The 23,326-nt window shown below is 48.9% G+C and carries 18 protein-coding genes; 8 read left to right on the forward strand and 10 right to left on the reverse strand.

From position 1 onward, the window contains the following. Positions 1-16 precede the first annotated feature (16 nt). Entirely contained in the window at positions 17-1,390 is a 1,374-nt protein-coding gene (locus ACO6V5_RS12620; RefSeq protein WP_422137327.1) for a glutamine synthetase family protein, read from the reverse strand. A 66-nt stretch (positions 1,391-1,456) separates the two neighbouring features. Then, complete coding sequence (gene eat, locus ACO6V5_RS12625; protein ID WP_422132709.1) at positions 1,457-2,902, reverse strand: ethanolamine permease; 1,446 nt, start codon at positions 2,900-2,902, stop codon at positions 1,457-1,459. A gap of 276 nt (positions 2,903-3,178) precedes the next feature. On the opposite strand from eat, the gene phrB reads away from it, so the two are divergent. The 4 genes from phrB (at position 3,179) to ACO6V5_RS12645 (ending at position 9,392) form a co-directional block, all read left to right on the forward strand. Then, positions 3,179-4,597 (forward strand): deoxyribodipyrimidine photo-lyase, encoded by a 1,419-nt coding sequence (gene phrB, locus ACO6V5_RS12630; RefSeq protein ID WP_422412349.1) that lies wholly within the window; start codon positions 3,179-3,181, stop codon positions 4,595-4,597. A 661-nt stretch (positions 4,598-5,258) separates the two neighbouring features. Further along, positions 5,259-6,233, forward strand: a complete 975-nt coding sequence (locus ACO6V5_RS12635; protein WP_422413428.1) for a YbgA family protein — start codon at positions 5,259-5,261, stop codon at positions 6,231-6,233. Between the two features lie 105 nt (positions 6,234-6,338). Then, on the forward strand, positions 6,339-6,536 hold the full coding sequence (locus ACO6V5_RS12640; protein ID WP_422442240.1) for a hypothetical protein: 198 nt from the start codon (positions 6,339-6,341) through the stop codon (positions 6,534-6,536). Between the two features lie 258 nt (positions 6,537-6,794). After that, positions 6,795-9,392, forward strand: a complete 2,598-nt coding sequence (locus ACO6V5_RS12645) for an ATP-binding cassette domain-containing protein (protein ID WP_422413430.1) — start codon at positions 6,795-6,797, stop codon at positions 9,390-9,392. A gap of 6 nt (positions 9,393-9,398) precedes the next feature. Here ACO6V5_RS12645 and ACO6V5_RS12650 read toward each other — a convergent pair whose 3' ends face one another. The 3 genes from ACO6V5_RS12650 to ACO6V5_RS12660 all read right to left on the reverse strand — a co-directional run bounded on the left by ACO6V5_RS12650 (position 9,399) and on the right by ACO6V5_RS12660 (position 10,994). Continuing rightward, complete coding sequence (locus ACO6V5_RS12650; RefSeq protein WP_422413432.1) at positions 9,399-10,379, reverse strand: class I SAM-dependent methyltransferase; 981 nt, start codon at positions 10,377-10,379, stop codon at positions 9,399-9,401. Positions 10,380-10,466: 87 nt separating this feature from the next. Then, positions 10,467-10,592 (reverse strand): hypothetical protein, encoded by a 126-nt coding sequence (locus ACO6V5_RS12655; RefSeq protein ID WP_422132703.1) that lies wholly within the window; start codon positions 10,590-10,592, stop codon positions 10,467-10,469. A gap of 171 nt (positions 10,593-10,763) precedes the next feature. Then, positions 10,764-10,994 (reverse strand): hypothetical protein, encoded by a 231-nt coding sequence (locus tag ACO6V5_RS12660; RefSeq protein ID WP_422132702.1) that lies wholly within the window; start codon positions 10,992-10,994, stop codon positions 10,764-10,766. 26 nt (positions 10,995-11,020) lie between these two features. Here ACO6V5_RS12660 and argS point away from each other — a divergent pair, with 26 nt between their 5' ends. After that, positions 11,021-12,763, forward strand: coding sequence for an arginine--tRNA ligase (gene argS / locus ACO6V5_RS12665; RefSeq protein WP_422413435.1), 1,743 nt, complete (start codon positions 11,021-11,023; stop codon positions 12,761-12,763). A gap of 48 nt (positions 12,764-12,811) precedes the next feature. Here the strand turns inward: argS and ACO6V5_RS12670 are convergent, their stop codons facing one another. Continuing rightward, a complete protein-coding gene (locus tag ACO6V5_RS12670) occupies positions 12,812-14,404 on the reverse strand; it encodes an FMN-binding glutamate synthase family protein (protein ID WP_422132700.1) in 1,593 nt (530 codons plus the stop codon). A 186-nt stretch (positions 14,405-14,590) separates the two neighbouring features. On the opposite strand from ACO6V5_RS12670, the gene ACO6V5_RS12675 reads away from it, so the two are divergent. Then, positions 14,591-15,079, forward strand: coding sequence for a DUF29 domain-containing protein (locus ACO6V5_RS12675; RefSeq protein ID WP_422132699.1), 489 nt, complete (start codon positions 14,591-14,593; stop codon positions 15,077-15,079). Positions 15,080-15,110: 31 nt separating this feature from the next. On the opposite strand, the gene dtd is transcribed toward ACO6V5_RS12675, so the two are convergent. Both dtd and pip read right to left on the reverse strand, forming a co-directional pair. Beyond that, positions 15,111-15,548, reverse strand: a complete 438-nt coding sequence (gene dtd / locus ACO6V5_RS12680) for a D-aminoacyl-tRNA deacylase (protein ID WP_422132698.1) — start codon at positions 15,546-15,548, stop codon at positions 15,111-15,113. A gap of 249 nt (positions 15,549-15,797) precedes the next feature. Then, positions 15,798-16,751 carry a prolyl aminopeptidase gene (gene pip / locus ACO6V5_RS12685; protein WP_422413674.1) on the reverse strand — a complete coding sequence of 318 codons (954 nt, stop codon included), beginning with the start codon at positions 16,749-16,751 and terminating at the stop codon, positions 15,798-15,800. A 267-nt stretch (positions 16,752-17,018) separates the two neighbouring features. Between pip and ACO6V5_RS12690 the strand changes: the two genes are divergently transcribed. Further along, entirely contained in the window at positions 17,019-18,719 is a 1,701-nt protein-coding gene (locus tag ACO6V5_RS12690; protein ID WP_422413672.1) for a CAP domain-containing protein, read from the forward strand. A 35-nt stretch (positions 18,720-18,754) separates the two neighbouring features. On the opposite strand, the gene typA is transcribed toward ACO6V5_RS12690, so the two are convergent. Then, entirely contained in the window at positions 18,755-20,569 is a 1,815-nt protein-coding gene (typA, locus tag ACO6V5_RS12695) for a translational GTPase TypA (RefSeq protein WP_422132695.1), read from the reverse strand. 22 nt (positions 20,570-20,591) lie between these two features. Further along, positions 20,592-21,242 carry a hypothetical protein gene (locus tag ACO6V5_RS12700; RefSeq protein WP_422413670.1) on the reverse strand — a complete coding sequence of 217 codons (651 nt, stop codon included), beginning with the start codon at positions 21,240-21,242 and terminating at the stop codon, positions 20,592-20,594. A 229-nt stretch (positions 21,243-21,471) separates the two neighbouring features. On the opposite strand from ACO6V5_RS12700, the gene msbA reads away from it, so the two are divergent. Further along, positions 21,472-23,313: a lipid A export permease/ATP-binding protein MsbA gene (msbA, locus tag ACO6V5_RS12705; protein ID WP_422413668.1), complete on the forward strand. Its 1,842-nt coding sequence runs from the start codon at positions 21,472-21,474 to the stop codon at positions 23,311-23,313. Positions 23,314-23,326: the final 13 nt, after the last annotated feature.

Below are 23,326 nucleotides of genomic sequence, written 5' to 3' on the forward strand. Positions count from 1 at the left end.
AATCCGTTGGAAGTGATCAGATAATTTCGAAATAACGATCCATTTCCCAATCCGTAATATGCTTTCTGAACTCTCGTTCTTCCCACTCTCTGGAAGCAGCGTAGTGTTCGACGAAAGCGCCACCCAACATCGTTCGGGCGGCTTCGGATTGCTTGAATTTTTGGGCTGCATCCCAGAGCGTTGTGGGTAGTGCATATTCAGGTGGGTGCCCCTGGTCGTAGGCATTTCCTTTCACCTGATCCTCGGGCTCCCATTGGTGAATAATGCCCTGAAGACCGGAAGCCAAAGCGGCGGAAAGGGAAAGATAAGGGTTAGCATCTGCAGAGCCCAGCCGGTACTCCACTCTCTGTGACTTCTCTGAACCCGGAATAACACGCAATGCGGTGGTACGGTTTTCAACCCCCCAGGTCGCGTCGGTAGGTGCCCAGAAGCCGGGAATAAGTCGGGTGTAACTATTGACGGTAGGGGCCAGCATCGGCAGGAATTCAGGCATTAATCGCTGCAAACCGGCAATAAAATGCCTCTGTGTCTGACTGATGCTGTGTTTCTGGCTGGGATCAAAGAACGCCGACTGCCCATCCTTTTTGTTGAACAAAGACAAATGAATATGACCGCTCTGCCCCGGATAATCCGGTGACCACTTGGCCATAAAAGTGGCCATCAGCCCATTACGCTGCGCCAGCACTTTCATAAACGTTTTAAACAGTGCGGCTTTATCTGCGGCATTTTCAGCAGAGTCGACAGCAATGGCAGCTTCGACCACGCCAGGCCCGGTTTCTGTATGAATGCCTTCGATGGGAAAATCCATTACTTCGGCCATTTCCAGTATCTGGTGATAAAGATCGGAATGCACTGAGTTTCTTATCATCGAATAACCAAACCAGTCAGGCGTCAATGGTTTGAGGTTTCGAAAACCTTTTTCCCGAACCGATTCCGGTGTCTCCTGGAACATAAAAAATTCATATTCCAGCGCCGCACGGGCATCAAAGCCCATGTCAGCTGCTTTCTCAATGACCCTTCTCAATGTACCCCGGGGACAGAGCGCTTCTGACTGCCCCTTGAATTCGGCAATGAACAACAGCATGCCATTTTCAAATGGGATCTCCCGGCAGGAATGGGGCAGGATTCGTACGGGAGCATCAGGGTATCCGGTATGCCAGCCTGTATATTTTACATTGTCATAAAGCTGGTCTTTACTGTCCCAGCCGAGGATTACATCACAAAAGGCAAAGCCGCTTTCCAGAGCTGAAAAAAACTTGGCCTTGCTCATGTATTTGCCGAGCATGATTCCATCGTTATCGAAAAGACCGACCTTAACGTGAGAGAGTCCCCTCTCTTCAACAATTTTTTTAGCATCTTCAATGGTTTTGACATCTCTGGGGTTGTGCATATTTGATACTCGTTTTTCTTAGGCTTTTCAGGTGTCAGGCACCAGAAAGGTGCCCAAACAATCAGCTCAGCTCAGCTCAGACTCAGCTTCGGCAATGGCTTCGAATTCTTCTTCTGGCGCTTTAGCCACCAGGTGCTGTCGGCTGTATAAACCGAAATAAGCCACCATGACGGCATAGAAAGCCGCAGACCAGAAAGCGGCTTCGCTGCTCACCAGAAAGGTAGAGAGAAAGGCAACAATAGCCAGACCAAAAGCAATGCCTGACGTTATGATGCCACCCGGCGTTTTATAAGGACGTTCCAGCTCTGGCTCTTTAACTCGCAGGATAATATGAGACAGCGTCATCATGGCGTAGGAGAGGGTGGCACCAAAAACGGCCATAGTGATCATCAGATCACCTTCTCCGGTCAATGACAGCAGGAAACCAATGATTCCAGGAATGACCAGGGCCATTGTGGGCACTTTTCGCTCACCGGTTTTTGATAAAAAGCGAGGTAAATAGCCGGCTCTGGACAAGGCGAATACCTGTCGGGAATAAGCGTAAATGATAGAAAAGAAGGACGCGATCAGACCGGCAAGTCCAACAAAGTTTACAAAGGTCGCCATGTAAGAGTCTTTACCATAGACTTCTTGCAGAGCCCCTACCAGTGGAGCAGCATGATCCTTCATGTATTCGGCGCCCACTGCGCCGGGGGCCAGAACCAGTACCAGCCCTCCAAACAACAACAGAACGACCATGGCGGTGATAATCCCTCTGGGCATATCCTTCTTGGGATCGCTGGCTTCTTCAGCCGCCAGGGGAACACCCTCTACCGCCAAAAACAGCCACATGGCAAATGGGATGGCAGCCCAGATACCGACATAACCTTCGGGCAGGAAAGTTGAAGCGCCGGTAGCTTCTGCATTCACGGCGATATCAAACAGGTTGTCGACGTTGAAGACAGGAATCATTCCCAGGATAAACACTACTATGGCTAAACATGCCAGGCCGGTAATCACCATCATGATTTTCAGAGCTTCTCCGGCCCCCAAAAGGTGCAAACCAATAAAGGCAGCATAGAAGGCACCGTAAACCAGGGGTCCGTCCCAACCAAAAAGTTCATTCACATACCCGCCTATAAACACGGCTATCGCTGCAGGCGCGATCGCATATTCAAGAAGTATGGCGGTGCCTGTCAGATACCCTCCCCAGGGACCCATTGCCCGACGGGCGTAGGAGTAGCCGCCACCAGCAGTAGGTAATGAAGAAGACAGCTCAGCCAATGACAACACCATAAAGGTATACATAATAGCCATGACAAGGGTGGCCAGGAGCATGCCACCAAAACCGCCCTGTTCCAGCCCGAAATTCCAACCGGCAAAATCTCCGGAAATCACATAAGAAACCCCGAGTCCAGCCAGAACCAGCCAGCCCGCTGCTCCTTTCTTAAGTTGTCTCTGCTTCAGATAATCATCAGAAACCTGCTCATATTCAACAGAACGGGTTGTTGGAAACGAACTCGTATCGAGCATGTGTAGTACCTTTTTTTAAAGCCATCCTGTTAGCTCATCTATGCTATTAACTCCCCTGATAGCATAGTGAGAAAGTTAAAATATTGTTTAGCAACTATTAAGCCAGAGTTCTTAACGTTTCCCCGGGATGATCCACTTCCTTTTAAAGTCCGTAACAGAGTTATAACTTAAAAATATAACTGAAGGTGCTATTCACACTATGAAAATCCAGCTCAGTCAGAGAGAGTATTTATTTGCCTATTTCGGAGGTGGGCTGGATTTCCAGCCTACATATCTATGAGTCGAACACTGGTCTGGTTCAGAGGCGATCTGAGAGTGAGAGACAACCCTGCTCTATACCACTGCGCAGACAAAAATGAAGTTATAGCTGTTTATTGCCTGTGCCCGGATCAGTGGCAGGAGCACAATGACAGCCCGAACAAGCTCTGGTTCTGGATGCAGAATCTCAAACAACTGGAGCAGTCTCTCAACAGACTCAACATTCCATTGGTCGTCATCCAGTCTCTCAGGTTTGAGCACTGTGCCCAACAACTGTTGCAGATGGCCCGGAAGCTACAGTGCGATGGCATAAGCTTTAATAACGAACATGGGCTCAATGAAGAAAACAGGGACAAGGCTGTAGAGCAAACATTTATCGGGCAGCAGCTAGAGTGCCAGCGCTTTTCTGACCAGACCCTGATCCCTCCCGGTCAACTGTTGAATGGCAGCGGTGATTATTTCAAAGTCTTCACGCCCTTTAAAAAGGCTCTCTATCGAACCCTTAACCTGCATCAGATTCAGCCACTGCCTGCGCCTGAAAAGCAAAAGCCCTTGAAGTTGCCTGAAGTTGAGACCTTCGACTATCAAAATCTGTTTAAGCCCGTAGAAGGCTTGCAAAAACTCTGGCCCGCTGGTGAGGAGGAAGCAGCAAACCGGCTCAAAGCATTTATTGAGTCTCACGGTGAAGGTTATAAAAAGTTCCGGGATTTTCCGGGTATTGATGCCACCAGCACCCTCTCACCCTACCTGGTTTCAGGAACAGTCTCCCTCAAACAGTGTTTTTATGCTGCCCTTCAAGCCAACAACGGAGAAATGGACTCAGGAAGTGATGGCCTGCAATGCTGGATGAGTGAGTTAATCTGGCGGGAGTTTTACAAACATATTTTGCATGGATTCCCCAGACTCTCCAGAGGCAGAGCATTCATCACGGACACTGAACATCTGCCCTGGAATGATGATAAACAGGCATTCAATGCCTGGTGCAAAGGTGAGACCGGCTTTCCATTAGTCGATGCAGCCATGAAGCAATTGGTGAATACCGGCTGGATGCACAACCGCCTCAGAATGATCACGGCCATGTTCCTGACCAAAAATCTGATGATTGACTGGCGCCTCGGGGAAACCTTCTTTATGCAGCATCTGATTGATGGTGATCTGTCTGCCAACAACGGTGGCTGGCAGTGGTCTGCCAGCACAGGCACCGATGCGGCCCCCTATTTCAGAATGTTTAACCCTGTCAGTCAGTCCGAGAAATTTGATTCACAAGGTCATTTTATTCGCCACTGGCTACCCCAGCTGGACAAACTCAGTAGTAAGGAGATTCACGCCCCCTGGCAAAAAAATACTCATGAGATTAACTACCCGGCACCGATTGTTGACCTCAAAGCATCCAGAGCAAAAGTACTCTCTGCTTTCAAGGCGCTGAAGCAGTCATAAACAAAATCGGAAGAGCCTGTCTCGCCCCTGAGCCTTCGGAAATGAATTTCAGTGGACGAGGCAGTTTTTTTTGTTGGATTTGTGCGAATGGTTGACCTGTCTGAGCAACCCTTCAGGTCGATTTTGCATCGTAAATCACGCTGTTTATAACGCCTCTGAATTTGCGGGTTATGACGGTCGCCTACTAGACTGGGTGATTATGGTCTTTTGAAGATAATCATGTCTGATGTTAAAACTGCTTCATCCATATTGCCTCTCTGGAAACGTTGCCTGATTGCCCTTGCAGTGATGTTGGTAGCAAGTTTTTTAATCGGTTTATTGTTTCGTAGTATATTCGGTTTTTCTCTGCCCGATTATGTGTCTGGGGCAGTCGGAGGTTTCTCAGCGATATTGATATGGGAGTTTCTCAAGTGAGTGCAACTTGGGCCTTTGTTGTTATCGGTCTTTGTTATTATCAGTGCCGAATCGTTGGACTTATACGTACGCAGTAGTATGTTAGCCTTCCGTGCTGTCGTTTATTCGGACCTGGCAGGAAGCTTACAAAAGATAAAGATGGCCGCTCTTTCCGGAGCCCGGGTCGAACCTTGGTCCGACAGGCTCCCGGGGGTTTGCCTTAAAATAAGTGACATTGAAAGCAAAGGGATAAGAAAGGAAGAGTTAAATGGCTATCGTCTCGATTCCAGAACCTGAAAAAGACATCAAACTCGGCATCAGCGCCTGCCTGATGGGTCAGAAAGTCCGATACGATGGTGGGCACAAACGCTCTTCATTCTGCATGAATACCCTGAGCCAATACTTCCACTTCGAGCCAGTCTGCCCCGAAGTGGCCATCGGACTCGGCACCCCCAGAGAGCCAATTCGTCTGGTTGGGGATATCCAAAAGGTTCGGGTTGTGGGTACAGACCATCCGGATGTCGACGTTACCGATCAGCTAACGGATTATGGCTACAAGAAAGCCAAAGAATTAACCGATATCAGTGGCTACATCCTGATGCAAAAATCCCCCAGCTGCGGTATGGAAAGGGTCAAGGTCTACCATGAAAACGGCTGCCCTTCCGGCGTCAGTTCAGCCGGTGCCTACGCCAAGGCCCTGATGGCAGCACAACCCTTACTGCCGGTAGAGGAAGAAGGCCGACTCCATGATCCCGTTTTAAGGGAAAATTTCTTCACCCGGGTCTATGCCTATCACCGCTGGCACAACGAAGTGCTGAACAACCCCAGTCATGCCGCTGTGGTTCATTTCCACTCTGCCCACAAATATATGATCATGGCTCACAACCCCAGTGACTATACAGCCCTGGGAAAACTGGTTGCCAAAGGTGGCAAACTGGAACTGGAATCTTTGCTGGCACAATACTTCGAAGAATTCATGAACACCCTGAAAAAAAGGGCTAACCGCAAGTCCCACACCAATACCATGTTGCACATTCTGGGGTATGTGAAAAAAACCGTGGATACCAAAGAGCGAAACCAGTTTCTCAAACTGGTCGAAGAGTACCGTCAGGGTATATTGCCATTAGTGGTTCCAATGACCATGCTACGCCATTTCATTGAAAATCATGGTAACGATTACATTCGGGAACAAACCTATCTAAACCCTCATCCTGATCAATTAGGACTCAGGAATCAGATCTGAATTCTGACGCTCCACACTAAGCGCCGGACACAAGTGTCTGGTGCTGAGCTACAAACTGTGAAACAGAACCTTCTTGAGCGGTCAAGAACCCTCGCCTGATAGAGGGTGTCGCAAAACTCTCTCCAGCGTGAGAACGAGTTTACTCTCGTCATTCACGGCTTCATTCTCGTCATTCCCGCGAAGGCGGGAATCCACACTGACTCACCACCAGAACCATACTGCCCGGTGCCCCCCTTGGCCTTGTCATCCCCGAAAAGGCAGAGACCCAATGTTGGCCCTGGATTCCCGCCTTCGCGGGAATGACGACTTCAGAGCGTGAGAACGAGCTGTTGAAGTTTTGCGACACCCTCAATAGCGCTGACAGTCACAAAGAAAGCGGAATCACTATTCGGATACTTCGCATCTTGCACGCCACACAGCAGTAGCCTCCTTCCAGATAAGCACTTCAAACTACTTCACTGATTATCAGAAAAGAAGGAACTTTTCCGCCCCCCCATACTCTAATATCTAGTCCACTGAAGTGACACACAAAGAAGAATTAAGAAGTAAAAGGAGTTTTGAGTGCGATTTTTTGTATTGGGATTCATTCTGTTATTAATGAATGAAATGGCTTTCTGTTCAGAATTATTACAACCCTCTTATCCTGATCTGGTATCTCACCAGCCTCATCAGATATTGCATAATTCTCAGTGGCTGGTAATGCCTGTCCTGAGCGGTATTGCAGGTGGCATAGCTGCGAGCAATTCGCCTGACCAAACCCCTTATACCGTGAGTGCAGGCGTTATTTCCGGTGTCGCACTATCTGGCCTGGATTTACTTTACAATCACGTCAATACATCTGCCTCCTATTATATGAGTGCCGGTGTCATGGGAGCCGCTACCATGAGCAATACTCCCATGCCCAGCTCTATTAATTACCTTTGTGGTTTTGTCGGTGGCGCACTGATTGCTTCAGGCCAGTTTAACTTTCTTGAAAAGTACCTCAGCGCACCCGCAAAGGGAGCCATCAACGGCGCCATCCTGGGAGGAATGCCGGGAGCGGCTGCAGGAGCGGCTCTCGGTGCAGTCGATGAAGTGATGGCAGCCTGTAATCTTACGGGCACCGAGCCCTTATCCACAACATTATCCGCTGTCACTCAGCTAAAAGTAATGACGCCCTTTTTCTCATCGGCTCTGGGCCGACTGCCACTGATTGACAGCTCGTACAGCTCTGCGGTGTCTCAACTCAATGTTCCTTATTTAATGGAAAGTGCTGGCACTGTCTGGAGTGGAACCTGCCTGTTTACCTCACTTTCAGAAGACGAGCGCTCCCTTTCTTATCTGTGTATCACTCTGAAACCCTCCAGTCGGGAGAATGACAAATCCAATTTGGAAGTCGTTTCTGAAATGGATCAGATCCTGAATGAAATTATGGATCACCAGACCATCCAGAGACTCTCACACATGCAGGCTCTTGCTATAGCAGGCTCTCAACTGATGAGCTCCAGACTGACCAAAATGCGCTCTTCCCGGGCCCAGTCTCTTCATACAAGTCTGTCAAACTTTAATCCAAGGTTCGGTCTAAAACCTGAAGAGGCTTTATCCGGTTATGTTGAAGCCGGTCTGTCAGTGGGCTATTTCTGCCTGCCATACGTAGGACACTGGTTGATGGATTCGGTGATAGAAAGCTACTACAGAATTCTGATGACGCAAGCTGCAGAAGATGAACTGGAGAGTCTCTTTTTCGATGACCAGAATTTTATAAGACTGAATCTGGATAAAAATCTCGACACCCTGATTGCCGGAATGGATGTCAGTATCCACAACATCGTCAATGCCGGTAGCTCACTGAAGCGTTCGCTGGCCCGCGCTTATATCGGTGGTTTTTATGACCTTTCTTTTATTGTCAAAAGCGGCGCTGCCGATATGCTGGTGTTCATGGATATCTATAGCAAAATGACTGAGTCCGTAACCCTGAGCCTTAACCAGGGAGCCCTGGATCTGGAAACCAAAAGGCATTCCCTGAGCACTAAACTCGACTTGTTGAAAAAAGACTTCAACACCAATGCACGAACCATTGGCAACGGTGCCAAAAAGGATTTTATGGTCGAAAAGTATTCTGAGCTGCTGCTGGCAGTTCGTGAAACAGAAGCCAGCCAGTCTAAAGCAGGGCTGATTTCGGGCAGCTGGAGCATAGCAAAAGGCCTTGTCGACTTCGTCGCCAAAAGCCTTTTTATTGTCAAAAAGATGAGCACTGGGGAAGTTGCATACGACGATTATCAGGCCCTTCTTTTCGCCTCTGACAGTGTTTCCGACGCCTTCTCGTGGCACGCTAATAACGTCGAAAACCTGCTCAGCTTCGATAAAGCACTATATAGCATTTACTCACTGGGAGCAGAAATAAACGATCCCCCGGCGGAACTTTGGAAACAGCCTGACTATCGGGCAAAAAAAGGGGATGAGGTCGCCATTCGTCTGGACGCCTTCTCCATGGGACATCCTGAAGGAGTGCTGATGACCGATCAGGCATTGACCATTCCCAAGGGCTATTATGCGGTTTCCGGTGCTTCTGGCAGCGGCAAGAGCAGCCTGCTTTCAAAGATCAGAAGAGAAGCCGGCAACGGTATCTGGGCAACGGGTAATGTGACCTACACCACTGCCAATGGCGAGTTGCCTGAAGTCTTCCATGCCGAACAGTTAACCTACATTCCTCCGAACACAACCCTGAGAGAACTCGTCACGTTAAGATTGGAAACCGACTCAAACGACCCGCATCCTCAAAAGCCAGAACACAGAGGCGACCTGACAGATAGAGAGTTAATCAACATGTTGCAGGAGATCGATTTCTACCCTGAAGATCAATGGCACCTTCTGGAAGAACAGCTTCGCGACGAACGCAACTGGAAAGATCAGCTCAGTGGTGGCCAGATTAAAAAACTGGCGCTGCTCTCGGTAATTAACCGGCGCCCCGAAGTAGCCATACTGGACGAAATTTTCGCCGGGATGGATCAGGCATCGGTGCAACGGGCACAGGAAATGTTAAAAAAATACCTGCCTGACAGCCTGCTGCTGATCGTCGACCACAATGCAGCCCATAATAACCACGATGGATTTTTTACGGGCAGAATCCACCTTGAAGACAGCCAGGTCAATCTCTGGGAAATGGAAAGTGAACAGTAATGTTCTTTATTTATAAGCAACAATGACCATATCGTATTTTGGAATCGGAATGTCCTCACCTGTCTTTACATCCTTAAGCCACACTTTTCCACGAATCCGGTGCTCTAAAATCCATTCATTATCAAAAAACTTAGCTACATGAACTTTAAAACCAACGTCGTTCAGCATAAAGATAAGTTTGCGGGGATGAATGAATCCGTAATGTTCTTTAATTTCTGCATGCCAGTCTTCCGTATAGTCCTTTCTGAACATGTAATCATAAGCTGATGCCATATCCGTCTCGACGGATTCATAATCTTCGGTACTCTCATACGAACCAATTGGCACATGCCGGCTATGTTGCCAGAAGCCGAGTGCAAATTCAGCGAAACAATGTCGGTCCTTTACATCAGATTTTGCGTGATAAAAACGAACTTGCCTCGTATCATCTTCAGGTCGGGCAAAATCTTTGATAATGATTCTCCCCCCTTTCTTAAGCGTCTGATAGGCAAGCTCTAAAGCATTTTTAACAGCGTCGAGAGAATCTTCGTTGTAGGAATAGATCTCATGAAGGACCGCAGCCATTATCACTGCGTCAGCATTCATGCCATAAGGTTTATTGCCACTGCCCTGCTCAAAATGAAGATTTTCTATTGCGCTGTATCGACTTTGGGCATGGGCTATCATCGGAGGCTGAATATCGATCCCCTGAACCATTAATCCGGGATTTTCCCTGGCAATGGCTGCGGCCACAGCACCAGTGCCAGATCCTACATCAATAATAAATGCCCCGTCGTATAATGGCAGATGGGGTAACAGCCGGGACAGTTTGTGTTGTAAAGCAGCATCCATCTGATTGGTGTAAAGGTCGAAATTACGATGCTCGGCAGCCGCCCCCATTAAACTGGATTCATATTGTCCGGTTAAAAAATTAACTGCCGAAACATTAACTAAAGGTGCTAATGCCAGCCATAGAGTCAGGGCAAAGCAGAAAGTCCTCAAAAACATCGCAAGCTCTCACTGATCTGAAGAATATTCAAGTGTCTGAATTCAAATCCTTATGTTTAGTCGCTTTTTGGAAAAAAGACAGTTATTTTATTTTCCCATTGATGGCGATAAATCCGGTTTATCAGCCTCTGCAGCAGCCGGGGTAGACAAATCAGCCAGCTGACCATGGTGATACCCGACTTCACATTTCTCGACAGTGGCAACATTTCTCATGATTGAAGAAGACTGCTATTGTCTCAAAGCCGTTTTATTCGCTATTATTTCCCGCTATGAAATCACTCTCATCAGCCACTTCATCTGCCTCTCAGGCGGCAAGTCCTGAAAGGCTTCAGTCAGCATCTGATATTGCCCTCTGTTGCGGCAACTTTCCGGGCTGCCTGACATTCACATTGCGACGATGCCAAGGCTGAAAGGTTGCTTTTCAGTCACCATCACTTTCGACATCCTGCTTTTTTGCAGAACAAGGCTGCCGCTGACCGGAAAGGTCAACAGGCGCTCTATTAGAGACGCCCAAGCGATAGAAAAATATTTTGAAAAACCATCAACAATGAGACGCAGACAGTGCAAAATATTTTTCCCGATGAGCAGCCAAGAGAGAAAAAAATCATCGCACACAAGTTTCAGACCAAGGAATTTTTTCCATGAATATTCTTAAACTGCTTGAAGACAGAGTCATCAAAGCACTGATCGCCGCCGGAGCCCCAGAAGACACCCCTCCGATGGTTCGTCAGAGCGCACGGGCCAACTTTGGTGACTATCAGTGCAATGCGGTGATGGCAGCAGCCAAGAAAATGGGACTCAAACCTCGAGATCTGGCCCAAAAAGTAGAAGAAAACCTGGATCTGGAAGGCATTGCTGAAAAAACGGAAATTGCCGGACCCGGCTTCATTAATATCTATCTCAAGCCAGAATGGCTCGCTGCCAGACTGAAGGAAGCAGTAAAAGACGATCGTTCCGGTGTAGCCTCTGTCGACAGCCCGGAAACTGTGATTGTCGATTACTCCGCGCCTAATGTTGCTAAAGAAATGCACATTGGCCACATTCGCTCCACCATCATTGGTGATGCCACCGCTCGAACCCTGGAATTTCTGGGCCACAAGGTCATTCGCCAGAACCACCTGGGAGACTGGGGGACTCAGTTCGGTATGCTGATTGCTCACCTCGAAGAACTGGAGCAAGACAGTCAGGAAGCTCAGGCTATGGAGCTTTCAAATCTGGAAGCCTTCTACAAGGCGGCTAAAAAACGTTTTGACGATGACGAAGTGTTCGCCACAAAAGCCCGTGAATATGTTGTCGAATTACAATCTGGCGATGAGCACTGCCTGAAACTCTGGAAAAAACTGGTTGATATCACTCTGTCTCACAACCAGGAAGTCTACGAGCGATTGAATGTTTCCCTGACGCCATCCGATGTTATGGGTGAGAGCGCCTACAATGACAGCCTGCCTGCCATTATCAATGCACTGGACAGCAGAGGCCTGTTGAGTGAAGACCAGGGGGCAAAAGTGGTCTTTCTGGATGAATTCAAGAACAAAGACGGCGACCCGATGGGTGTCATCGTTGAAAAGTCTGGCGGCGGCTTTCTCTATTCTACAACCGATCTGGCGGCCCTGCGGCACCGGACTCACGCCTTGAACGCCGACCGTGTTCTTTACTATGTTGATGCTCGTCAGGGACAACACTTTGACCAGATCTTCACCATTGCCCGCAAGGCCGGCTTTGTCAATGAAGATACCCGCACAGAACATCATGCATTCGGTATGATGCTGGGCAAGGATGGCAAACCGTTCAAAACCCGTGCCGGTACTACCATCAAACTGGTAGATCTGCTGGACGAAGCTGAAGAGCGTGCAGCCAGACTGATTGCCAGCAAAGCCTCTGATCTCAACGAAGAACAAAAGTTCAAGGTTATCAAAGCCGTTGCCATGGGCTCGGTAAAATACGCTGACCTGTCCAAAAACCGCACCAGCGACTACGTTTTCGACTGGGACACCATGCTGGCCTTCGAAGGCAACACTGCGCCTTACCTGCTCTACGCCTATACCCGTATTAAAAGCATCTTCCGCAGGGCCGGAGTTTCTGAAACCGACCTCACCGGTAACATCCTGGTTGAAGAGCCTTCCGAGAGAGACCTGGCTCTGAAGCTCAACCAATTCAGCGAAACCATTGAGCAGGCTGCCCGTGAAGGAACGCCTCACGTACTTTGCGGCTACCTCTACGACTTGTCTGGTGCATTCATGAGCTTCTATGAAAACTGCCCGGTTAACAAAGAAGGCGTCAGCGAACCCGTTAAAAGCAGCCGCCTGCAATTCTGTGCCCTGACTGCCCATATCCTCAAGAAAGGCCTTGACCTGCTGGGCATTGAAACCGTTGAACAGATGTAATCCTGTTTAACCCGGAAAATGCCGACTTTAATGTCGGCGCTTTCTATTTCAGGCAATCAGCCCGGGGAAAAACTCATCAGCCGAAGCCTGGGCCCAGTGGTTGCTGTAGCCAACCATATCATCGCGATTCAACAGGCATCCTGTTTCCAGAACCGGGTATATGGTTGCGTAAGAAGCTTCTGTCTGATCGGCGAGACGTCGGAAGATATGCCTCGCATTCAACTGTTCCGGGCTTTCCAGCCCCATTGCTCCAACAATATCGAGAAAACTGGCCACCGTCACATGGTGATAATTTGCTACCCGGATCTGTTTTTCAGCGATGTTGACGGCACTGCCTCTGACCGGGTCCTGAGTGGTCACTCCGGTCGGGCATTGATTGGTGTTGCACTTCAATGCCTGAATACATCCCACAGCAAACATCATGGCTCTGGCTGAGTTACACAGGTCAGCACCCAAAGCAATCTTTGTCACCATATCAAAACCCGAGGCTACCTTGCCGCTGGCAATGATCTTTACTTTCTCTCTCAGACCTGCACCCGTCAGGCAGTTGTTCACAAAGACCAGGGCTTCATTCAACGGCATTCCCAGCCGATCAGTATACTCCACCGGGGCTGCACCTGTGCCTCCCTCTGCGCCATCAACCGTAATAAAATCCGGTGCCAAACCGGTTTCCAGCATGGCTTTACAGATCCCCATAAACTCCACTTTGTTGCCCAGACAGAGCTTAAAGCCTACTGGCTTACTGGCAATACCCCTGAGATGATCAATAAATAAAATCAGCTCTTTAGGCGTTGAAAAAGCCGAATGCGCGGGAGGAGAAATGACGGCCTCTCCCTCAGGAACACCTCTGGCTTCAGCAATTTCTTTTGAGACTTTAACGGCGGGTAGCACGCCACCATGGGACGGTTTGGCTCCCTGGGATAATTTGACCTCAACCATCTTCACGGCTTCATGCTTTACTTTTTCAGCAAAACCTTTTTCGTCGAAGCCACCTTCTTGTGTACGACAACCAAAGTAACCTGTGCCGATCTGCCAGACCAGATCCCCTCCTTCTGCCAGATGGTGTCGGCTTAACCCGCCTTCTCCCGTATTGTGAGCAAAGTCTCCCCTGCGTGCGCCCGCATTCATTGCTCTAATGGCATTGGCACTCAGGGCGCCAAAGCTCATGCCGGAAATATTCAGCCTTGACGCCAGATAAGGTTGTGAGCAGGAATGTTCACCGATCAGTATTCTTCCATGGCTGGCATCCACCTCTTTGGGGGTCAGGGAATGATTGGCCCGATGGTAGCCGCAATCGGTCAATTCAAACTGGGTGCCAAAAGGTTGGGTATCAGAAACGCCCTTGGCTCTTGAATACACCATATTTCGGATTTCACGATTAAAAGGTTTGCCGCTCTGATTTGACTCGATAAAGTATTGATGAATCTCGGGACTGATAAACTCCAGCGCGTAGCGCATATGGCCAATGACAGGATAATTTTTCAAAACGTTATGATTGGTGCAGGTCAGATCAAAAATCCCGACCAGAGTGTAAGGCACCAGAAAAACAAACAGCCAAAGTATCCCGGGCCAGAAAAACGACAGAAGCAAGGTGATCAGCATTCCGCCAACGGCAACCCAGAAAAACAGTTTACGAGCCATTTCTCCACCTTTTTCAGCGAGAAAATCCAGATAGCTGGATCTGATGCTCTTGAGTCTTGATGATAAAACGGTCTTTGGCAATGCTCCTTCTTTTGTCCCCCTCCGCAAAGGCATCTAAACCTTGGGAGTTCATTTTGATTCCCTTCTGTTTTTTGCCTACAGTGGTAAGGCAAATGGAGGTATTTTATGGAAAATCTTTACGAAACCGATTACACCCAATGGCTTGGCCAGCAACGGGAACTTCTGGCCCAGGGGCAATTTGATCAGCTTGACGTCCCTAATCTTTTGGAGGCGATAGATATACAGATGGGCAATATTGCCGACGAGTTAGGTTCCCACTTGATCATATTGCTAGTGCATCTTCTCAAATACGACTATCAGAAACAGGTACTGAAAGACCCTTGGGTTAAAGATAAAGTGATCCATACCTGGATGCCAAGTATCAATAATTCAAGAACACAAATTGGACGCCACATACAGAAAAATCCCTGCCTGCAACCCAAAGTTAATGACCTGCTGGCCGAGGTTTATCCGCATGCCAAAAAAGATGCCATCAAACAAATGAACCATTACATTCGCACTGAGGCCAGTCGCCTGAACAAAGACAGCTTCCCCGAACAATGCCCATGGACTTTCGAGCAAATCACCGATGACGACTGGCTGCCGGGAGATTAACCCTTCTGGCGTTTTTCCATCGAATAATACTTCAGACTTCGAGATTGAAAGTAACCGGCCCATCATTCAACAAAGAGACTTTCATGTCGGCACCAAAACGACCCGTTGCGACATCGTGATGAAGAGTTTGGGCACGCTCGACAAAATAATCATACAGCTGTTCACCATGTTCAGGAGAAGCCCCGGAACTGAAGCTGGGACGGAGTCCTTTGCGTGTGTCGGCGACAAGCGTGAACTGTGAGACCACCAGCAACCCACCTCCAGTGTCTTTCAAACCCAGATTCATTTTTCCATCCTGATCACTGAAAACCCTGTATTTGAGCACTTTATCCAGTAACTTATCCGCTTTTGCCTGATCATCGTCCTTTTCTATGCCCAGCAATAGCAAAAGACCTTCTGCAATCTGGCCTACGGTTTCACCGTTCACTTTTACATTGGCAAACTGAACTCGCTGGATTAATCCACGCATGGGTTATCCTACTCCGGAAGTCTGTATAAAAGGTCGCCCAGGCTAGGAGCCTGACCGAGAATAGCGCCCGTAGCGAGGACGGCAGAAAATTGAGGATGAAAATTCGGTTTTGTGAGGAGAATAGCGAGCTATTTGACGAACAAAAGCGGATTTTCAGACCAATTTGCTGCCGCCGCAGTAGGGCAGTCTATTCTCGGTCAGGCTCCTAGTGCCAGGGCTGGGAAGAAAATCACTGGAACCCATGTGAAATTAACCGAATTTTTCCGCCAACTTATCGGTGGCAATTACCAGTGCATCGACAATACCTGGCTCGGAGGACGAATGACCTGCCTCCCTGATCACCTGAAGCTCTGCTTCTGTCCAGTGATCAGCTAACACCTGAGCGTTATCCAAAGGGCAGATCATATCGTATCGACCATGGACAATAATGCCCGGAATCTGGTCAATGTATTTCATGTCACGAATAATCTGATGAGGTTCAATAAAGCTGTCATTCATGAAGTAATGAGCTTCAAGCCGGGATATGGCTTTTGCGTTATGTGGTTCGCTGCAAAATTCTTCAGCATCAGGACAGGGCTTCAATGTGCTGATCCTCCCTTCCCATAATGCCCAGTGCTTGGCGGCATTCATCTGTGCCAGCTCATCATCACCGGTCAGGCGATTGTAATAAGCTTCCAGCATATTACCTCGCTCACTTTCCGGAATAATTTCTTCAAAGTGCTTCCAGTGATCCGGAAACACTCTGCCGGCTCCCTGCTTGGTGTAGAGCCAGTCAAAGTCCTTCTGTCGGGACAGAAAAATCCCCCTGAGCACCATGGCCATAACCCTTTTAGGGTGAGCCTGAGCGTAGAGCAGAGAGAGGGTTGAGCCCCAGGAGCCGCCAAAAAGAAGCCATTTTTCAATACCCAAATGTTGTCGAATCTGCTCCATATCAGCAATCAGATTCTGGGTGGTATTCCCTTCCAGCTCAGCATGGGGCAGCGACCGACCACAGCCTCGCTGATCAAAAAGGATGATTCTATATTTCTCGGGATCAAAGAATCGCCGCGATTTTTCTGAAGTACCCACCCCGGGCCCGCCGTGGACAAACAACACGGGAATACCATCTGGACTCCCGCACTCTTCCACATAAAGTTGATGAACGGTATCTACAGCCAGTTTGAAAACAGAGTATGGCTTTATAGCCGGGTAAAGCGTGCGCATGTTCCTTCCTTCAGAAGTCACTGAATCAAGCGAAGTCAGTCAGCTGAGCAAACAGAGCATCTGATCCACCTCTTGTCTCTGGGACACTGCCGAAAACTTAAATCAGACAGGCTCCCAGCACTCTACAATACTCTTAAAAACCAAGGTTTTCCAAGCATTGTCACGGCTTCTGAGGAACTTTTACGCCTCTTGGCTATCTAAGTTTCATAGCTGATATGAAAGGCAGGGAGTGCCTATGTATAACGTTGAAACAGCGAGCAGTAGTCGATGAACAAGCCATTTTTTCACAGGTCCATTAATCCATTGATCATAGCTTTGGCGTTCTCCACCGCCATGGGTTTTTGCCATGCTGCAGTGGTGGAGCCCTTCCCGGTGGATAATTCTGAGGAGCTGAACAGACACCTCTCAAGCCACAATTATCAAATGCCTGAAAAGTGTAACAAAAATGCAGATCAGGGAAGTTGCTGGGCCCGCTCCATCATGAGCCTTCTCAGTGAACAGGAACTCAGCCAACTCTACAGGCAGTCGGCAGAGTACCTTAACTACCCGGACGATCAGCCAATTAATGCGGCTGCCCTGCATCTCTATCTTGAAAGTCACAGCACGGTCATACCTGAAGGTGCGACACCGGGTATGCCTATCAACCATCTGAACACTCAACTGGCCATTCTTCTGAAGAAAAGAATACTGACAATAACGCCGTTGGCGGATGGATCGATTGCTATTCAATTCTTCTCAGGCTTTGAAGATGGCAGCTATGAAATCGAGGAAAACATCATTTCATTGTCAGAAGAGCCTGAAACTCTTTTCTCAGCCTTAATCACAGCAGATATAAGCCTTTTCCTGACCCCCGGCGTTAATGACACTCCTGGTCATGTGCAGCCCATTGTCTTCAATCTGCAACCCCATCAGACACCCGGGGCAGCTCTTGCTGAAGACTCGCTGAATGCAATGATCAACCGACCTGCCAGAACACTTGAGATCTTCGCTGGTAGCAGCGGTGATATACCACCTTACTTTTTCTCTGCGCTCCAATTTGGCGTCAGAAATGTCCGCCACCAACCCAGTTGGGAGGAGATGGAGCGCGAAATAAAAGAGGCCAGAAAAAGAAAATTCGCCAGAGAAAAAATGAAACAAGATGTCGAGCATTACAGAAACGAAGCCGCAAGCGAATATCGAAAAGGAGCCATGACTCGTTTTTGTGCAAGCTGTGCAAAAGGTGCCTTCAAACTGGGTATTCTTGGTGCTGCCTCTGCAGTCATTTACCAGAAATGGGAAACCATTAACGCTTATTCACAAGACTTCTGGAAAGAAGTTATTGCTCCTAACCTGCCAATGATGGCCCGTCTCGATGGCACAGGGGTGATAGGAAACTCTAAAGATCTGCCTGAGGAACTGGTTGGCTACGTTGATACAATTCCGGAGAAAAGTCGTGAAGCCTGGAAATATCTCACTTTCAAAGTGGACAGCTACCTGAGATCACGTTGGTCTGACTCTCGCTGGACTCATTCTCATTGGTACAACGAGGTCCTGGACCAACCCACCCAGGGCTTTGCAAATCAGGTGCTAACCGCTGTCAATGCTATACGCTCTAAACCGCAGGTCTGTGGCAATACCGTCATGCGTGCAGTCGGACGTTTGCGCTGGAACTACTCTCTTGAAGCAGCGGCCTTCAGACACGCAACGGATATGGCCAATAAAAATTTTATGAGCCATGTAGGTTCAGGTGGCAGTGAAATCAATCAACGAATTGAAGCACAGGGTTATCGCTGGTCAGCTCTTGCCGAAAACGTTGCCGTAGGCCAACACAACCTGGACGCTGTGTTAAAAACCTGGATGAACAGTCCGGGGCATTGTAAAAATATCATGTCGCCTGATGTCACCGAGATGGGAGTCAGCTTTGTAGAGAATCCCTCCGGCCGATCCAGAAAATACTGGGCCCAGGTTTTTGCTTCACCAAAATACTGACCGGGGCGCTGCCCCCGGTCAGAACAGCCACTCAATTATTTACTGCGGCTGGCGCGCTTGCGCTCATGCTCCTTCAGGAATTTCTTGCGCAGACGGATATTGTCAGGTGTAACTTCCACCAGCTCGTCATCGTCGATAAATTCCAGGGCCTGTTCCAGGCTATGTCGGATAGGCGGTGTCAGTTGAATGTTTTCGTCAGAGCCGGAAGCACGAACGTTCGTCAGCTGTTTACCCTTGGTCGGGTTAACCACCAGGTCATTGTCACGATTATGCAGACCAATGATCTGACCTTCATAAACGTCAACGTTCGGGTTCAGGAACAAACGACCACGATCCTGTAAGTTCCAGAGCGCATAGCCCAGCACCTTACCATTCACCATAGAAACCAGAACACCGTTCTTGCGGTGAGTCACTTCGCCATCTTTCACGTCACCGTAGTGATCAAAGACATTGGTCAGAATACCGCTACCAGAAGTCATGGTCAGAAACTGGGAACGAAAACCGATCAGACCACGGGCAGGCATGATGAACTCCAGGCGAATACGGCCCTTGCCGTCTGGTACCATGTTGGTCAGTTCTGCCTTACGGTGTCCCATCTCTTCCATCAGAGAGCCCTGATGTTCTTCCTCAACATCCACAACAACCTGTTCGTAAGGCTCCTGCAAAACGCCGTCAATCTCCTTGATGACAACCTCTGGACGGGAAACCCCCAGCTCAAAACCTTCACGGCGCATGGTTTCGATCAGAACCGACAGATGCAGTTCACCACGACCAGACACCTTGAACTTGTCAGCATCATCACCCTGCTCAACACGCAGCGCTACGTTATGCAGCAGTTCGCGATCCAGACGCTCTTTGATATTACGGGAGGTCACATACTTGCCATCCTGACCTGCAAAAGGAGAATCATTGACCTGGAAGGTCATGCTCACGGTTGGCTCATCCACCGTCAGTGCTGGCAGCGCTTCAACGTGATTTGGATCACACAGGGTGTCTGATATGTTCAGCTTGTCGATACCCGTTACACAAACGATATCGCCAGCACGAGCCTCTTCCACGTCTACACGTTCCAGACCCAGGTGCCCCATAACCTTGAGGATCTTGGCATTGCGCTCATTGCCATCGGCACCAATCAAGCGAATCGGAGTTGAGGGCTTGAGAACACCACGGGTGATACGACCAATACCGATAACTCCCAGAAAGCTGCTGTAGTCCAGGGCAGATATCTGCATCTGGAAAGGCGCATCGACATCCACCTTGGGAGAAGGGACATTATTGACGATCATTTCAAACAGTGGCGTCATATCTTGTGCCATGTTTTCAGGATCATCACCGGCAATACCATTCAGTGCAGAAGCGTAAATAACCGGAAAATCCAGCTGCTCTTCGGTAGCACCGAGACGATCAAACAGATCAAAGACTTCATCCATGACCCAGTCCGGACGAGCACCAGGACGGTCAATCTTGTTGATAACAACGATAGGGCGCAGACCCTGCTCAAAAGCTTTCTGGGTGACAAAGCGGGTCTGAGGCATAGGACCGTCAACCGCATCCACCAGCAGCAGAACCGAATCCACCATGGACATAACACGTTCCACCTCACCACCGAAGTCGGCGTGTCCGGGTGTGTCCACAATATTAATGTGGTAGTCCTGCCAGTTGATGGCGGTGTTCTTGGCCAGGATGGTAATGCCCCGCTCCTTCTCCTGGTCATTGGAATCCATGATCCGTTCGGCACCCTGATCTTTTCGACCCAGAGTTCCGGACTGCTGAAGCAGCTTGTCAACCAGGGTGGTTTTACCATGGTCAACGTGTGCGATGATGGCAATATTGCGTAACTTTTCTATCACTGTCTTTCTCTCTTAAAATCTTTCAGGTGTGCTTCATTACAGCTTCGACCTTGTCCACATCCAAATCCGCCAGCCTGGCGTAGGTGGAACAAAATGTCTGGTCCTTAATCAGATACTGAACATCCTGCTCATAACGAGCCAGATGATGTAAATTCCTCAGCCTTAACGCTTCTTTCAGAGGACTCCGGCTAAAGCGCATATCGGCAATGTCTATCAGCCCAAGAGCACCGTCGGGCAACTTGAGAATATTACCCATGTGCAGGGAGCGAAAATAGACGCCCTGTTTATGCAGCTGCGCAATATATCGGGCTAACTGCTCGGCCAGAACTCTGGTTCCATCTTCATCCAGAGCAGGGAAAACCTGCCTGAGGGTCCGACCCGGCAATGGCCGATAATGGACAGCTGTTTTTTTATATCTTCCAAGACGGTAGCAGCTAATAATGTCAACCGTTTGAATGCCACGGGTCACGAGTTCCGAGGCATTTCTGGCGAACCGGACAGAATATGGCTTAAACCACGCCGAGCTGATAGTGCTTTTAACCCGAAACAGTTTCAGAAAAGTCTTATCTTTCAGTTTCAGAACCTTGTCGCCAAAATGGTCCTGCTCTATCACCTCAGCCCCTTCGATCAGGGCCTGATAAGCCGTGGAAGATAATCGCTGCATACCACTCATGTCTGTTGAGTACTCATTATTTCCACAATAAAAAAAGCGGCCAATCATACCCTAGCACGAAACATTCATAAAGCCGCTTTGATCCGGGTAAAGGAGGGCAACGCAAGGTAGAGCTTTACCAAGAACGTCATTTTACGGTAAAAATCATGGTTTTAGAGGCTCTATCCATTGAGCCCACAGCCAGATTCATCCAGAATAGGCCCCTCATTTTTAACTGATTACAGTGGCCATGTCGGAACACGCCAAGTCGGGAAGCCTGCAGATTTACCTGCGCCTTCTCAGCTATGTAAAGCCCTACTCGGGCTTTTTTGCCCTCAGTATACTGGGCTATGTCATGTTTGCGCTCAGCCAGCCAGCTTTTGCCCGTTTGCTGGAATATTTTGTTGAAGCGCTCGAAGGCAGCTTTGCCACTATTGACAGAGACCTTGGGAGTTTTCTTCCCGCTTCTATCATGACTTCGGTGGCCCTGATTCCTATCGTCATGTTGTCTATTGCCATATTCAGGGGGATTGGTTCCTTTCTGGGTAACTACTTCCTGGCCAAGGTGTCCCTATCGGTTGTGCACGACCTGCGCTGCCTGATGTTTAACCGAATGATTCAGTTGCCCAATAACTACTTTGACAACAACAACTCCGGGCACCTGATTGCCAGAATCACCTACAACGTGGGTATGGTGACCTCGGCAGCAACCGATGCCGTCAAGGTTATTGTGCGGGAAGGCCTGACCGTTGTTTTCCTGTTCGGGTATCTGATCCTGACCAACTGGAAGCTTACCCTGGTATTCATCGGCGTTGCTCCCATCATTGCCCTGGTGGTCAGTGCCGCCAGCAAACGTTTCCGTAAGCTGAGTTCGAAGATTCAGACATCCATGGGGGATCTGACCCACGTCAGTTCGGAATCGATCAATGGTTATCGGGTAGTCAGAGGCTTTGGTGGTGAGAGTTATGAAACCAGCCGCTTTTTTGATGCCAGTGATCGCAATACCCGTCAGGGGCTGAAAATGGTCAAGGCTTCCGCTGTCCATACGCCCACCCTGCAATTCCTGGTTAATACAGCCCTCGCTATTCTGTTCTTCCTGGTGCTGTGGCTAAAAGGAGATGCAACCACCGCTTCTCTGGTGAGTTTTGTCACGGCTGCGGCACTGCTGCCAAAGCCTATTCGTCAGCTGAGCGAAGTAAACGCCAACATACAAAAAGGTATTGCCGCAGCAGAGAGCATTTTTGAAATGGCTGACCAGCCTTCCGAACCTGATAACGGCACCTTTGAAAAGGAAACAGTTGCAGGCAAGCTGGAGTTTCGAAACTTGTTTTTCACATATCAGAATACTGACAAACCCGCCCTGAACAATATTAACTTCACTGTTAATCCGGGTGAGACTATTGCTCTGGTGGGCCGCTCGGGATCGGGAAAAACAACACTGGTCAACCTGGTTCCCCGTTTCTACACCTATGGACAGGGTCAAATTCTTCTGGATGATACGCCCATTGATGATTACAGCCTGAAGAACCTTCGCAGTCATATCGCTCTGGTAGATCAGAATGTCACTCTGTTTAATGATACAGTGGCTCGCAACATTGCCTATGGAGACCTGCGCGACAAAGATGATTCTGACATTCACCTGGCTGCTGAAGCCGCCCATGCCAATGAATTCATCAAGAATATGGCTCAGGGCATGAACACGCTGGTTGGTGAAGATGGCGTGCTGCTCTCGGGTGGCCAGCGGCAGCGTTTGGCCATAGCCAGGGCTATTCTGAAGGACGCTCCCATTCTGATTCTTGATGAAGCCACTTCGGCCCTGGATACCGAATCCGAGCGTCATATCCAGGCGGCCCTGGATGAAGTCATGAAGAATCGAACAACGCTGGTCATTGCTCACCGACTTTCCACCATCGAGAATGCTGACCGTATCATTGTGGTGGATAAAGGCGAAATTGTAGAGAGCGGCACTCATTCCGAACTACTGGCCAGAGAAGGTCATTATGCCAAACTGCATCAGATGCAGTTCCAGGAAGAGCAGGAAGAAGCCGTAGAGGTGATACCTTTGGCTTCTTCGCAGCCATTACAACATTGAACGCTTTAAAAAA

It is taken from the genome of Endozoicomonas sp. ALD068 (assembly GCF_049310145.1).
In the GTDB taxonomy this organism is placed as follows: domain Bacteria; phylum Pseudomonadota; class Gammaproteobacteria; order Pseudomonadales; family Endozoicomonadaceae; genus Endozoicomonas_A.